This is a genomic window from Pseudomonas baltica (assembly GCF_031880315.1).
Classification (GTDB): Bacteria; Pseudomonadota; Gammaproteobacteria; order Pseudomonadales; family Pseudomonadaceae; genus Aquipseudomonas.
The window spans coordinates 4,771,171-4,784,815 of the sequence record NZ_CP134771.1; the positions used below are offsets into that span (position 1 = coordinate 4,771,171).

Consider the following 13,645-nt stretch of genomic DNA (forward strand, 5'->3'; position numbering starts at 1 on the left):
TCGGTACGGGTTCGGCCCCCTGCCCAGACGGTCTGAAGCCCGGTGGCCCATGGCTGAGGTGAATAGTGGCAATACGCCTAGTTGTGGACGTGAATGATTCGTTACTGATCGTTTCTCCGGTTTGACCGCTGTGCAGGTCAAACCGCGCGATCTTTCACTCGTTGTCAGGTGCCTTGCAATGCCTAAAATCTTCTGCGGCGCGACCATCATCGTGGGTGCACTGCTGTACACCACGTTGGCCACCGCCGCGCCGTTCATCGCCCAGGTCGTGGATCAGCAAGGCCAGCCCGTGGCGGATGCCGTGCTCACCCTGCAGGGGCCGCCTGGCAAAAGCCCGATCAGCACCAAAGCGGACATGGACCAGCGCAACAAGGAGTTCGTGCCCCACGTGCTGGCCGTGCACAGCAACACCAACGTGACGTTCCCCAACAGCGACAACATTCGCCATCAGGTCTATTCGTTTTCGCCCACCAAACGCTTCGAGCTCAAGCTGTATGAAGGCATCCCTGCAGCTCAAGTCTTCGACAAGGCTGGGATCGTGGTGCTGGGCTGCAATATCCATGACTGGATGCTCGGTTACATTTATGTCACCGATGACCCCTGGTTCGCCGTCAGCGATGCCAAGGGCCAGATCACTTTCGACCTGCCCGCCGGCCACTACAACGTCACCCTCTGGCACCCACAGCATGCCGACATGGCCACGCAAAACGGTGGCGAGCTGGTGATGGCCGACAAGGCCGTGCAAAAGAGCTACAGCATGACCCTTGAACCCCTGTCTGCCGATGCCCCGAGCGCCCCCGCGCCTAGCGCCTTCGGGGATGCTTTCGGCAAGGCTGTGCGTGAAACTGAGAAGTAGCTTTCAGGCGCGTATTGCCTGCGTCCTCATTCTCCTGCTACTGGTTGTGGTCGCAGCGCTGACGCTCGCCGTCAAAGTAGCCACCAACGAGGCCGTGCGCGGCCAGGCGGCGGAGCAACTGGAGGTGGGTACACGGGTGTTCGAGCGTTTGCTGGATGTGCGCGGGCGGCGCTTGCGTGACGGCTTGCAGATACTGTCTTCGGACTTCGGTTTTCGCGATGCGATCGCCAGTGGCGATTCGGCGACCATTCGTTCGGCGCTGCTCAACCACGGTGCGCGGATCGGCGCCAGTGACATGTTCGTACTGGGGATGGACGGCAAAGTCATCTCCAGTACCGCTGACGATGTCGCCGATGGCACCCCGTTCGCCTACGATCAGGCTTTGCGTGACGCTCGGCGCAGCAAGCAGACCATGCTCATCGTGCCACTCAATGGCCAGCCGCACCTGCTGGTCGAGGCCCAGGTGCTGGCGCCATTGCCCATCGCCCGCGTGGTGATGGGCTTTACCATGGATGCGGCCTTTGCTCAGGAGCTGCATTCGCTGAGCAATCTGCAGGTGTCGTTCCTGACCCAGACCCGCGACGGCGTCGGCCAACTGGTCAGTACCCAGGCGCCCGAGCTGCATGCCAGCATCAGCGAGTGGATGCAGCACAACAAGGATGGCCGCCGGGTGACGCTGACCGTCCACGAGCAGCAAAGCTTCCTCAATGAACCCCTGATGCTGGCGAGCGACAGCGCCAGTGGCGGCAAAGTCATCGCCTTGCTGCAAAGCCCCCTCGACGACGCCATGAAGGCCTTCGCGCCGCTGGACCACAACATCATCTATATCGCCATGGCCTCCTTGCTGGCCTCGCTGGTCGGCGCGCTGCTGCTGGCCCGCAGCGTGTCGCAGCCCGTACAGGCCCTGGCCGAAGCCGCCGACCGTATCGGCCAGGGCGACTATCAGACGCCAGTGTTGCTCAAGCGCAGCGACGAGCTGGGCGCCTTGGCCGGTGCGATCAACCTCATGCAGGCGGGTATCGCCGAGCGCGAACTGCAACTGGCCCACAACGCCTTGCACGACAGCCTCACCGGCTTGCCCAACCGCGCCCTGGCCACCGAGCGTCTGGGCAGTGCGATTGCCGCCGAGCGGCCGGTGGCGGTGCTCTATCTGAACATCGACAACCTGCGCGAGCTGGGCGAGAACGGCGGCCCGGTGCTGGTCGACGGCATTCTGCAGCGCGCCGGGGAGCTGCTGCAGGAGGTGTTGCGCCCCGGCGATACCCTGGCCCATCTGATCGCCGGTGAATTTCTCCTGCTGCTGGAAAACTTCAACAGTGACAGCGCCGTGGCCACCGCCGACCGTATCCAGCAGTTCATGACGGTACAACAGCATGTGGGCAGCCATGACATTGCCATGGAGTGCCTGATCGGCATCGCTGCCTACCCAGTGGATGGCCAGATCGCCGAAGAGCTGCTGTCGCGCGCCTCCATTGCCATGAGCGATGCCAAAACCCTGCCCGGGCGCTTGCAGGTTTACCAGCAGGGGCGCGACCTGGCCCACCAGCGCCAGATCAGCCTGATCCGCGATTTGCGCCATGCGGCGGCCAACAACGAGCTGATCCTCAACTATCAACCCAAGCTCGACATTCGCAACGGCCAGGTGCGCCAGGCCGAGGCGCTGTTACGTTGGCATCACCCGCAGTTCGGCATGGTCTCGCCGGCGGAGTTCATCATCCTGGCCGAGCGTACCGGCAGCATTCAGACACTGACCCGCTGGGTGATCGAAGAGGGCATTCGTCAGCTCAGCGAGTGGAATCAACGCGGGCTGCGCGTGCAGCTGTCGTTGAATATTTCTGCCGACGACCTGCACGGCCAAGACCTGCCCGAACAGGCCTCGCGGCTGCTGCGCCAGTACCGCGTACCCGCTGAGCAGATCATTTTCGAGATTACCGAAAGCGCGGTGATGCGCGAGCCGCAGGCCGCCCTCAAGGTGCTGCACCGCTTGCGCGAATGTGGCATCAGCCTGTCGGTAGACGATTTCGGCACGGGTTATTCGTCGCTGGCGCACCTCAAGCGTATGCCTGTGCAGGAACTCAAGATCGACCAGTCTTTCGTGCGCAATCTGGACGAAACCAGCGAAGACGCGGTGATCGTCCGTTCGACCATCGAGATGAGCCACAACCTGGGGCTCAAGGTGGTCGCCGAAGGCGTCGAATACGAACACAGCCTGCGCTTGCTCGAGCGCTGGCACTGCGACACGGCCCAGGGCTATCTGATCAGTCGACCGCTCACGGCAGCGGCGTTTGAAGTCTGGGTCAAGCAACCATTGGCAACGCCGTCCTTGATGGTCCACTGATATGAAACATCGAATTCCCTTGCTATTGAGTTCGTTGGCGCTGCTGTGTGCCGACCCGGTGCTGGCCGGCGACGGTCGGTTGATCGCCACCGGTGGCGCGACCAGTGTCGAAGGTGCTGCAGGCGGCGGCCTGATCCCGTGGGCGGTGATTTCCGGCTACAGCGAGCAGGGGCAGTGGAGTAGCACGGTATTCGGCACCCATGTGGACTTGCCGGATTACAACCTGGATGTGACCGGGATGTCGGCGTCCTACGGTAATCGCGTGGAATTTTCCTACGCTAGGCAGCGCTTTGACCTAGGCACTTTGGCGAAGAAGCTGAGCCTGCCAGAGAACAGCCTGAGCCAGGACATCTTTGGCGTGAAAGTGCGGCTGTTCGGTGACTTGATCTATGACCAGCTGCCGCAAGTCTCGGCCGGGCTGGAGTACAAGCATCAGCGCGACTTTTTGATCCCCAGCCTGGTGGGCGCCAGGCGCGATCACGATGTGGAAGGCTATATCACCGCTAGCCGCTTGTTCATGGGCGCGGCGTTCGGCTACAACCTGGTGGTCAACGGCGGCGTGCGCTACAGCCGCGCCAACGAGATGGGTGTGCTCGGATTTGGCGGTGATCGCCGTGATACCCGCAGCGTGTTGAAGGAAGGCTCGGTGGCCGTGCTGTTCAATCCCCGCTGGGCATTGGGCGTGGAGTACCGGGAGAAGCCGGACAACCTGTCGTTCGCGGGGGAGAGTGATTGGGCGGACATGTTTTTGGGGTACTTCCCCAACAAGCATGTGGCCTTTGTGCTGGCCTATGCGCGGCTGGGGGAGATTGCCACGCTGGATAACCAGAACGGCACGTATCTGTCTGTGCAGGGGAGTTTCTGATGAAGCGCCTGTTCGTTGCGATTACCGTTTTTGCCTTGTTGGCGGCCTGTGCCAGCAAGACCTTGCCACCTGCTGCCGATGACAGCCTGTATCAGGCGTTGGGCCAGAAGCCCGGCATCAACCGGATCGTCGAGGGCATGTTGCTGATCGTGGTCAAGGATCCGCGCATCGGCGCGCACTTTCGCAACGTCGATCCGGTGATGCTGCGCGACAAGTTGGTGGAGAAGTTCTGCGTCGAGGCGGGCGGGCCGTGCACCTATACCGGGGTGGATATGGCTGAGGCCCATAAGGGCCAGCACATCGATCCGAGTGAGTTCAATGCGCTGGTGGAAGATCTGATCAAGTCCATGGACAGTCAGCAGGTGCCCGTGCCGGTGCAGAACCGTTTGCTGGCCCGGTTGGCAGCGCAGCGAGGGGAGGTCATACGTAAGTAAGGTGCCACGCAATCATTTGCGCCTGATCTGTGCACTGGCGTCTGCTGCGCTGACTTGACTGCCTGCTAACACGTGAACGGGGGCGTCAGATAATCTTTCTCTCGCGGCTATAAATCGCTGTCGAGGCGTAAGAGCATCCAGGTCAGGCAAGACATCCCTTTGGATGCCTGCTGAAGTACCTACTGGTTTGAGGTTCGCTTGCCCACCTCTAAGGATACCTGCGAGCAGGTCCCGAGGCGTACCGCCATGGTTCAGTTGCGTTCCCGTAAAGCGCACAGGGCTCGGAGGCCTTGGCGGTGGTGGTGGTCCCGCTATTACCTGGGCATAGGTCACGCCAATCTCGCGTCTCGTAACGGGATGTGCCTGAGTGGGGCTGTCAGCCCGCTGAAATCGCCCGAAAACAGGCATATCCCTATCAACCGATATCGACCCGAGGTCAGCCGGGGCACTCGTGCGCCTTCGCATCCGTGCACCCAAGGCCGAGCCTGCACCCACTGGGGCGGCTACCAATCGACCGGCATGGCGCATCTGATGAGCGACCCCCCGGCCTATCAGAACCCCAAGAAGCAACATAAAACCTGCCAAGGAACCGAAGAGGATTTCATCTCGCTTCGAGTTATCCGCGTGCCCGCTCGGATCGCTTCTGTTCACCGGCTCCGCTCGGCAGTACGCATAACAGTTCAACCCCCCACCGCCAAACGGGCTGTAGCTGTCCGGTGCATTGAAGCGTCCCAGCTTCGGTCGGTATTCCCGGTAGCCATGGCCGAGCAGGTAACCCCCATCACGCTCTAGATGTTGCCCGTTGTAGCCCGGCCCAGTGTCGTCATCCACCTCGGGCGAACGGTGGCCAAACGGGCTATGGGCGAATGCGATGGTGCCTTCGGTCGTGGTGCTGCCGGTCACGCTATTGGCCCAGTCACAGGCGAGCAGTTTGATGTGTGGAACTGGCTTGATACTGGCCATCGGATCATCCCTTTCAGGTAAATGTGAAAGATCGATCAGACGACGTTCCAGGCCACTCCACAACTCTCAGATCTGATAGGTCTGGACGTTCCTGGCCTTCGATAAAGCAAAAAAATGGCCCCCCGCAGGGAGCCATTCTCAGTCTTGCTTCAAGCCATCACTGGGCCAATTTATAGGCAATGATGTAATCGCCCATCTTGGTGCCCAGCGAGCCATGGCCACCGACGGTCGCGAGGATGTACTGCGTACCGTCCTTGCCGGTGTAGCTCATCGGCGTAGCCTGGCCACCTGCTGGCAAACGGCTGGACCACAGGTTTTTACCTGTGCGCACGTCGTAGGCGCGCAGATACTGGTCAAGCGTACCGCTCAGGAAGCCAACGCCGCCGGCAGTGACCATCGAACCGCCCATGCTCGGCACGCCGAGGTTGACGCCGATCGGCACGGGCGAGCTGTCACGGCTGGTGCCGTTCTTGTGCTTCCACACCACTTTGGCGGTGGTCATGTCGATACCGGCCACGTAGCCCCAGGCAGGTGCCTGGCACGGTACGCCGAACGGCGACATCAGCGGATGCATGATCACCGCATACGGCGCACCGGCGTTCGGCTGCACGCCGCTGGTTTCGCTTTCGCGCTTGCTGCCAGCGGCCACTTCGGCACGCGGCACCAGTTTGGACACGAACGCCATGTAGTTCGGGCTGGTGAACATCAGCTGACGAACTGGATCGATCGATACCGCGCCCCAGTTGAACACACCGACGTTACCTGGGTAGATGATGCTGCCCTGGGTCGACGGCGGGGTGTACTGGCCTTCATAACGCAGCGACTTGAACTGGATGCGGCACAGCAGTTGGTCGAACGGCGTGACCCCCCACATGGCTTTTTCATCCAGCTTGGGTGGCAGCAGGTTCAGCTCGGAGCGTGCCTGAGTCGGCGAACTGTGGTCGCCTTCTACAGCACCGCTAGGCACCGGGATTTCCTGGATCGGCACGATCGGCGTACCGGTCTTGCGATCGAGGACGTACAGGCTGCCTTGCTTGGTGGGCTGGATCAGCGCCTGCTTGACGCCTTCGGCGGTCTTGATGTCCATCAGCGTTGGCTGAGCCGGCACGTCCATGTCCCACAGGTCGTGGTGAGTGAACTGATAGTTCCAGCGCACTTTGCCGGTGTCGATGTCCAGCGCGACGGTACCGGCGCTGAATTTTTCGCTGCCGGCGGTGCGGTTGGCGCCCCACTGGTCAGGCATCTGGTTGCCCAATGGCAGGTAGACCAGGCCCAGCTTCTCGTCGACGCTGGCCAGCGACCACATGTTTGGCGAGTTGCGGGTGTAGGTCTGGCCGGCTGGCAGCGGGGTGGTTTCGTCGGGGTTGCCGGCGTCCCAGTTCCAGACCAGGTGACCGTCATGCACGTCGAACGCACGGATCACGCCAGACGGTTCGCTGGTGGATTCGTTGTCGGTCACGTGGCCACCGATGATCACCAGGTTGCGGGTGATAGCGGCGGGCGAGGTGGCGTAGTAGCCGCCTGGAGTGAACGGGCCTTCGCTGGTACGCAGGCTGACAGTGCCTTTGTCACCGAAGGACTCGCAGACTTTACCGGTGTCGGCGTTGAGCGCGATCAGGCGCGCATCGGCGGTCGGCAGGAACAGGCGACGAGGGCACTCGGCAGCCATGGCCTTGCCTTGATCCGACAAAGCGGCCGGAGTGCTGATGGCGTCGGACTTGCTGAAGTTGGCTTCGTCGTAGTACGACACGCCACGACAGGTCATGTGCGCCCAGCCAGTGAAATCGTTGTTGTTAGGCCCTTGGATCTGCGGGTCGTAACGCCAGATTTCCTTGCCGGTGTCCGGGTCCAGCGCCAGTACCTTGCTGTGCGGCGTGCAGGCATAGAGCATGCCGTTGACCTTGAGCGGGGTGTTCTGGTCGGTGATTTCTACCGGGTCCTTGTCGGTCTTCATGTCACCGGTACGGATGCGCCAGGCTTCCTGCAGCTTGCCCACGTTGGCGGTGGTGATCTGCTTGAGCGGCGAGTAGCGCTCACCGAATTCGGTGCGGCCGTAGGACTGCCAGTCGCCGTCAGGCTGAGCCGGGGCAGCGCTGGCGAGATCGCCACCGTCGCGGCCGATATCGCCGTTGATTTCACCGGGGTTGGTGAACTGCGAGATGAGGGCGCAGGCACCGGCCAGGATCACCGCCACGCCCAAGGCGCGGGTGGCGAACGGCGCAGGCGCGCGGCGTACCAACGGGTTGCGGAACAGCGGCAGCCACAGCAGCAGGCCGAGCACGAACCACAGCGACAGGCGCGGCACCAGCTGCCACCAGTCGAAGCCGATTTCGTACAGCGACCAGACGGTGCTGGCAAACAGCACCACGGCATACAAGCCGATGGCCGAAGAGCGCCCGGCCAGCAACAGCAGGCCGGTGACGAGGATGCCAAGGCCGGCGATCACGTAGTACAGCGAGCCGCCCAGGCTGGCGAGCTTGACGCCCAGTACCAGCAGGATCAGGCCCATCACGGCGAATACCAGGCCCAACAGGCTGGGCCACAGGCGTGTTCTACTCAAAGCACCATCAGTGCTCATAGGTCTTTTCTCCGAGGTGTATCAGCATATTTCAGTCGTTCGAGCATAGTTCAGGAATTAACCTGCGCTCGGTAAATGGGCGTCGTGCCACGTTATGGGGAGTTGCAAAATCGGCGGCGACGGAGCACCGAGGATGAAGATCGCAAAGACGAGACTGCTAACTGTTCAATGCCGTTTGCCGAGAGAGAAAAAAGTATTCGGGCAAAATGTATGGATTATTACGAAAAGTTAAACGTTTCAGTGGTCTTCGGCGGGCAGATTATAGATATTTTTTTATTATTAACAGATCGAGTAACGGGATTCATCTTTGTTTAATTTGCAACAGTGCTCTTCGCGGCCGAGCCCGCATCGTGGCTCCCACAGGCGTGCGACTCAGGACCTGCCGACACTGTAGGGGCCACGATGCGCGTTCGGCGGCGAAGAGGGCCGCATGGACACCATCAAAAACGGCCCCCGAAGGAGCCGTTCATTTATCGCAGCGCTGCTTATTTTTTCGGCAGCGCGTAGGCGATCACATAGTCGCCCTGTTTGGTACCCAGCGAGCCGTGACCCCCAGCCATTACCAGCACGTACTGGCGGCCATCCTTGCCGGTGTAAGTCATCGGCGTGGTCTGGCCACCCGCAGGCAGGCGGCCTTCCCACAGCTGCTTGCCGTTGCGCATGTCATAGGCGCGCAGGTACTGGTCCAGGGTGCCACTCAGGAAGCCCACGCCACTGGCGGTGACAAAGGTCCCGCCCAGGCTCGGCACGCCCATGGTCAGCGGGATCGGTACCGGCGAGCTGTCACGCACGGTGCCGTTCTTGTGCTTCCAGATCGTCTGGTGGGTGGTCAGGTCGACGGCCGCCACGTAACCCCAGGCCGGAGCCTGGCAAGGCAGGCCCATGGGCGACAGCAACGCTTCGAGGATCACCCCGTACGGCGCGCCCTTGTTGGGCTGCACGCCTTCGGTTTCGCTCTTGCGGCCAGGGCCGCTGGCAGCATCGGCAGCCGGTACCAGCCTGGAACGGAAGGCCATGTAGCTCGGGTTGACGAAGGCGATCTGGCGCACCGGATCGACCGAAATACCGCCCCAGTCGAACACCCCGAAGTTGCCGGGGTAGACGATCGAGCCCTGCAACGATGGCGGGGTGAACGGCCCGTCATAGCGCAGCGACTTGAAGTCGATACGGCAGAGCATCTGGTCGAACGGCGTCACGCCCCACATGTCGCGCTCCTTGAGCGGCGGCGGCATGAAATTGAGCTCGGACTTGGGTTGCGTCTGCGAGGTGTGGTCGCCTTCCACCGCGCCCTGCGGCACGGGCACTTCATCGATCGGTACGATGGGCTTGCCGTTGCTGCGGTCGAGCACGTAGATGCTGCCCTGCTTGGTCGAGGCCAGCAGCGCCGGCTTGATGCCCTCGCTGGTTTTCATGTCGAGCAGGCTCGGCTGGCCGCCGACGTCCATGTCCCACAGGTCGTGGTGGGTGAACTGGAAGGTCCAGCGCACGTGGCCGGTGTTGATGTCCAGAGCGGTGACGCCGGCGCTGTATTTCTCGGATTCAGGGGTGCGATTGCCGCCCCACTGGTCGGGCATCTGGTTGCCCATGGGCAGGTAGAGCATGCCGAGTTTTTCGTCGACGCTCATCAGCGACCACATGTTCGGCGAGTTGCGGGTGTAGTGCTCGCCCGCCGCGATCGGGGTGGTGACGTCGGGGTTGCCGCTGTCCCAGTTCCACACCAGGTGGCCGTCATGCACGTCAAACGCGCGGACCACGCCGGAAGGCTCGTCGGTGGACACGTTGTCGGTGACGTGACCGCCGATGACCACCAGGTTGCGCGTAACGGCCGGTGGTGAAGTGGAATAGTAACCGCCGGCGGCGAAGCTGCCGATGTTGGTGCTGAGGTCGATCTGGCCTTTGTCGCCGAAGTCTTCGCACATCTTGCCGGTATCGGCGTTGAGGGCGATCAGGCGGGTGTCGGCGGTGGGTACGAAGATGCGTTTAGGGCAGCTGCTGGCGACCGGCGTACTGGCCTCGACCACAGGGACCGGGCTGGCCTCGGTGGTGCTCGGTGCGCTGGCGGCGTAGGCGGCGTCATCATAGTAGGAGACGCCGCGGCAGGTCATGTGTGCCCAGCCCTTGAAATTAGCGGCTTTCTGGGTGCTGATTTTTGGATCGAAGCGCCAGATTTCCTTGCCGGTGTCCGGGTCCAGAGCGATCACCTGGCTGTGCGGCGTGCATACATAGAGCATGCCGTTGACCTTGAGCGGGGTGTTTTCGGCGGTGGTTTCCATCGGGTCGTTGGGCCCGGGGATGTCGCCGGTACGGAAGGTCCAGGCCGGCTCGAGCTGGCTGGCGTTGTCCGGTGTGATCTGCGCCAGCGGCGAATAGCGATCGGCAAAACCGCTGCGGCCGTAAGACTGCCAGTCGCCCTCGGGCATGGCCGGTGCGCCACTGACGGTGCCGGCGCTGTCGCGGTCGAGTTGGCCTTTGATTTCGCCGGGGTTGGTGAACTGGCTGGCCAGGGCGGTAAGGCCGGCCAGCACCACGGCGACGGTCAGGCCCTTGCTGCCCAGGTTCGAGGTTTGATCCCACAGCAGCGGGCGACGGAACCACGGCAACAGCAGGACGATGCCCAAAGCGAACCACAGCGCCAGACGCGGCACCAGCTGCCACCAGTCCAGGCCAACTTCCCACAGCGACCAGAGGTTGCTGGCGAACAGTACGATGGCATACAGGCCCAATGCGGCGGCGCGTCCGGCCAGCAACAGGAAGCCGACCAGCAGGATGCCGATGCCGGTGATCAGGTAGTAGAGCGAACCGCCGTTGCTGGCAAGCTTGATGCCGCCAACCAGCAGGGCCAGGCCCATGAGTAGAAACACCAGCCCCAAGAGGCTAGGCAGTAGCCGCTTGCGACTGTTTGTCCCGTCGTTGTTCATCGTGGGGAAACTCCATCGTGCGTTAATTATTGGTATCGGGTTCGAATGTCCCGAGTCATGCGTAGAGCCGTTAGGGGGCTATTTAGTTTCAGAATATGTCGCCGCAAGGCGCAAAATCCCTTCACGAGCCCGCCGTCGGCAGCGGCGCGGTGCTATGAGAACGTGTGCGCCGGGTGAAGATTTATTCGCGACACCCCCGTTCAGCGCTTTGCGCTATCGTGGCTCTAGGCTAAGGTTGCCGCTTTGCCGAGACTGGACCATCAAGATGACTCTTTGCCCATCGAGCGCCGCGCTGTGACTGCTTCCGATTCCGATCCGCTGCACGGCGTCACTCTCGAACACATCCTCACCACGCTGGTCGAGCACTACGCGTGGTCGGGGCTGGCCGAGCGTATCGATATCCGCTGCTTCAAGAGCGACCCCAGCATCAAGTCGAGCCTGACCTTCCTGCGGCGCACGCCGTGGGCGCGGGAGAAGGTCGAGCGCCTCTACGTCAAACTGCAACGCACCAAGCGCTGAGTGGATAACGGACATCGCATGGGTGGGCTATATGGCGAGCGTTTGCATCTTGCCGTGCTGACGGTGGCCTGCGTGGCCTGGTTCGGGCTGGGGTTGCAGTTGTACCTGATACTGTTCTCCCGCTGGCAGGAGCAGGCCAGTCTGCTGGGCGGGTTGATGGCCTTCCTGAGTTTTTTCACCGTGTTGAGCAATACCCTGGCGGCGGCGGTGCTGACGGCTGCTACCAGTCGGCATCAGGGCTGCATGGCTCGTTGGTTTCGCATGCCGTGGGTGATTGCCGGGGTGACCACCAGCATCGTATTGGTAGGGATTGCCTACAACGTGTTGCTGCGCGACCTCTGGGACCCGCGTGGCTGGCAATGGCTGGCCAACGAGATTCTCCATGATGTGATGCCCTTGGTGTTTCTGGGGTATTGGCTGGCATGGGTGCCCAAGGGGCATCTGCGGGTGTGGCATCTGCCGCTGTGGGCGCTATACCCGACGGCGTATTTCGCCTGCATCCTGATTCGCGGGGATACGCTGGGGGTTTACCCGTATCCGTTCGTGGATGTGCTGAAGCTGGGGTATTGGCAGGTGTGGATGAATGCGTTCGGGGTGCTGGGCGGGTTTTTAGCGATCGGTGGGTTGGTCATAGTGATTGACCGTCTGATCGCCAAGCGGCTTCGGTAGGCGGGTGTGGCCTCTTCGCGTCAGGCCGCGAAGGGGCCAGCGAGACTGGCCTCGATCTTTCCGGTTACTCCTCGTCATCCCCCTCGACGCGCCAGTAACCGGCGACCTTCAGCGCCTGGTCATCGACCTTGTGCTCATCCAGCAAGATCCGCCGCAGTTTGCGAGACAACGAAGCTTCGGTGGCCACCCAGCTATATAGCGTGCCCGCAGGCAAGGTCAGCTGGCTTACCACGTCGGTCAGTTGCGCGCTGTGCCGCTCCACCCAGATCACTTCGACATCAGCCGCGCTGAGCAGCGGCTGGCGCTCGCTGGCGTCTTCGATTTCTATCACCGCGATTGCCCGGCGCCCGGCCGGCAGTTCTTCCAGTCGACGGGCGATGGCGGGGATGGCGGTTTCGTCACCGATCAGCAGATAGCTGTCAAAGCTGTCCGGAACAATGTTCGAGCTGCGTGGGCCGCCGATGTACAGCGATTGGCCGGGCGCCGCCTGGGCTGCCCAGGTGGAGGCAGGGCCGTCGCCATGCAGGACGAAGTCGATGTCCAGCTCGCCGGCTTGCAGATCGATGCGCCGCGGGGTGTAGTCGCGCATCGCAGGTTTCGGGCCGTCGCCCTTGGCGCCGAGCGTCAAGGTCTCCAGCGCGGCCTGTTCCTCGGGCGTGGTCGCGAACAACAACTTGATGTGGTCGTCGGCGCCCAGGCTGAGGAAACCGGCCAGCTCGGCGCCGCCGACGGTGATGCGGCGCATGCGCGGGGTCAGGTCGGTGACCCGCAGCACGTCGAGGCGACGGCGTTTGATGTCGTGCATGACGCGGTGGATGCCATAGGGGCTTTCGGCGTGTTGATCGGCTTTCATTGGGCAGAGTCCTGAGCGGGGGAATTCATGTCGGGGCCGTCGACGATGGCCTGGGCGGTGGTGTTGAGCAGGTCGCGCACGCGGCGGATTTCTTCTGCGCTCCAGCGCCCATGGTGCAGCTGCAGGGCGTGGCGCAGGTTGTGCACCGCTTCGTGGATTTGGGGTGGGCGATCATGGCCGCGCAGCGAGCGCTTGCTGACATCGATACGGGTGCGAACACCTTCGAGGGCCACGGCTTGCTCGATCAGCATCTGGTGACCGGGGTCGGTCGCGGTGTAGAGCTTCTTGCCGCCCTGGGCGTCGCCGGTGACCAGCTCGCTCTCTTCCAGAAACGTCAGGGTTGGGTAGATGACCCCGGGGCTGGGGCTGTAGGCCCCGTCGAACAGGCCTTCGATGCGGCGGATCAGGTCGTATCCGTGGCAGGGCTGTTCGGCGACCAGCGCCAGCAACAGCAGTTTGAGGTCGCCTGAGGCGAATACGCGGGGGCCGCGGCCACCGCCTTTGTGGCGGTCGAAGCCATCGCGGCCACCGCCGAATTCCTGGGGTCTGTGTTCTCTCATTTTCTCTTCTCTCGCGTTCGTTAAGATATACCTTAAGATATATCTTAGTGCTCGGCAAGAGGATAGTGAGAATTGTTATCAATGTGATGGTT

11 protein-coding genes are annotated in these 13,645 nt (G+C 62.2%); 6 read left to right on the plus strand and 5 right to left on the minus strand.

Annotation, left to right across the window (positions count from 1 at the left end; genetic code table 11):
* Nucleotides 1–178: 178 nt before the first annotated feature.
* The 4 genes from REH34_RS21375 to REH34_RS21390 are packed head-to-tail and all read left to right on the plus strand — an operon-like array spanning nucleotide 179 to nucleotide 4,493.
* A complete protein-coding gene (locus tag REH34_RS21375) occupies nucleotides 179–856 on the plus strand; it encodes a methylamine utilization protein (protein ID WP_311969090.1) in 678 nt (225 codons plus the stop codon).
* On the plus strand, nucleotides 840–3,194 hold the full coding sequence (locus tag REH34_RS21380) for an EAL domain-containing protein (protein ID WP_311969091.1): 2,355 nt from the start codon (nucleotides 840–842) through the stop codon (nucleotides 3,192–3,194). The genes REH34_RS21375 and REH34_RS21380 overlap by 17 nt, the downstream gene beginning before the upstream one ends.
* A 1-nt stretch (nucleotide 3,195) precedes the next feature.
* Nucleotides 3,196–4,059, plus strand: a complete 864-nt coding sequence (locus tag REH34_RS21385) for a DUF3034 family protein (protein WP_311969092.1) — start codon at nucleotides 3,196–3,198, stop codon at nucleotides 4,057–4,059.
* Nucleotides 4,059–4,493: a group 1 truncated hemoglobin gene (locus tag REH34_RS21390; RefSeq protein WP_226503258.1), complete on the plus strand. Its 435-nt coding sequence runs from the start codon at nucleotides 4,059–4,061 to the stop codon at nucleotides 4,491–4,493. Before REH34_RS21385 ends, REH34_RS21390 begins: the two co-directional genes overlap by 1 nt.
* A 12-nt stretch (nucleotides 4,494–4,505) precedes the next feature.
* Here the strand turns inward: REH34_RS21390 and REH34_RS30310 are convergent, their stop codons facing one another.
* The 3 genes from REH34_RS30310 to REH34_RS21405 form a co-directional block, all read right to left on the minus strand.
* Nucleotides 4,506–5,456, minus strand: coding sequence for an RHS repeat-associated core domain-containing protein (locus REH34_RS30310; protein ID WP_409373154.1), 951 nt, complete (start codon nucleotides 5,454–5,456; stop codon nucleotides 4,506–4,508).
* A 157-nt stretch (nucleotides 5,457–5,613) separates the two neighbouring features.
* Nucleotides 5,614–8,034, minus strand: coding sequence for a glucose/quinate/shikimate family membrane-bound PQQ-dependent dehydrogenase (locus REH34_RS21400; protein WP_311969094.1), 2,421 nt, complete (start codon nucleotides 8,032–8,034; stop codon nucleotides 5,614–5,616).
* Between the two features lie 485 nt (nucleotides 8,035–8,519).
* Nucleotides 8,520–10,952 (minus strand): glucose/quinate/shikimate family membrane-bound PQQ-dependent dehydrogenase, encoded by a 2,433-nt coding sequence (locus tag REH34_RS21405; RefSeq protein ID WP_226503260.1) that lies wholly within the window; start codon nucleotides 10,950–10,952, stop codon nucleotides 8,520–8,522.
* 294 nt (nucleotides 10,953–11,246) lie between these two features.
* Here REH34_RS21405 and REH34_RS21410 point away from each other — a divergent pair, with 294 nt between their 5' ends.
* Nucleotides 11,247–11,471: a VF530 family DNA-binding protein gene (locus REH34_RS21410; protein WP_226503261.1), complete on the plus strand. Its 225-nt coding sequence runs from the start codon at nucleotides 11,247–11,249 to the stop codon at nucleotides 11,469–11,471.
* A gap of 18 nt (nucleotides 11,472–11,489) precedes the next feature.
* Nucleotides 11,490–12,140, plus strand: a complete 651-nt coding sequence (locus tag REH34_RS21415) for a Pr6Pr family membrane protein (RefSeq protein WP_311969096.1) — start codon at nucleotides 11,490–11,492, stop codon at nucleotides 12,138–12,140.
* 64 nt (nucleotides 12,141–12,204) lie between these two features.
* On the opposite strand, the gene REH34_RS21420 is transcribed toward REH34_RS21415, so the two are convergent.
* Both REH34_RS21420 and REH34_RS21425 read right to left on the minus strand, forming a co-directional pair.
* On the minus strand, nucleotides 12,205–12,993 hold the full coding sequence (locus REH34_RS21420; protein WP_311969097.1) for a siderophore-interacting protein: 789 nt from the start codon (nucleotides 12,991–12,993) through the stop codon (nucleotides 12,205–12,207).
* Nucleotides 12,990–13,553, minus strand: a complete 564-nt coding sequence (locus REH34_RS21425; protein WP_311969098.1) for a PadR family transcriptional regulator — start codon at nucleotides 13,551–13,553, stop codon at nucleotides 12,990–12,992. Before REH34_RS21425 ends, REH34_RS21420 begins: the two co-directional genes overlap by 4 nt.
* Nucleotides 13,554–13,645 lie beyond the last annotated feature (92 nt).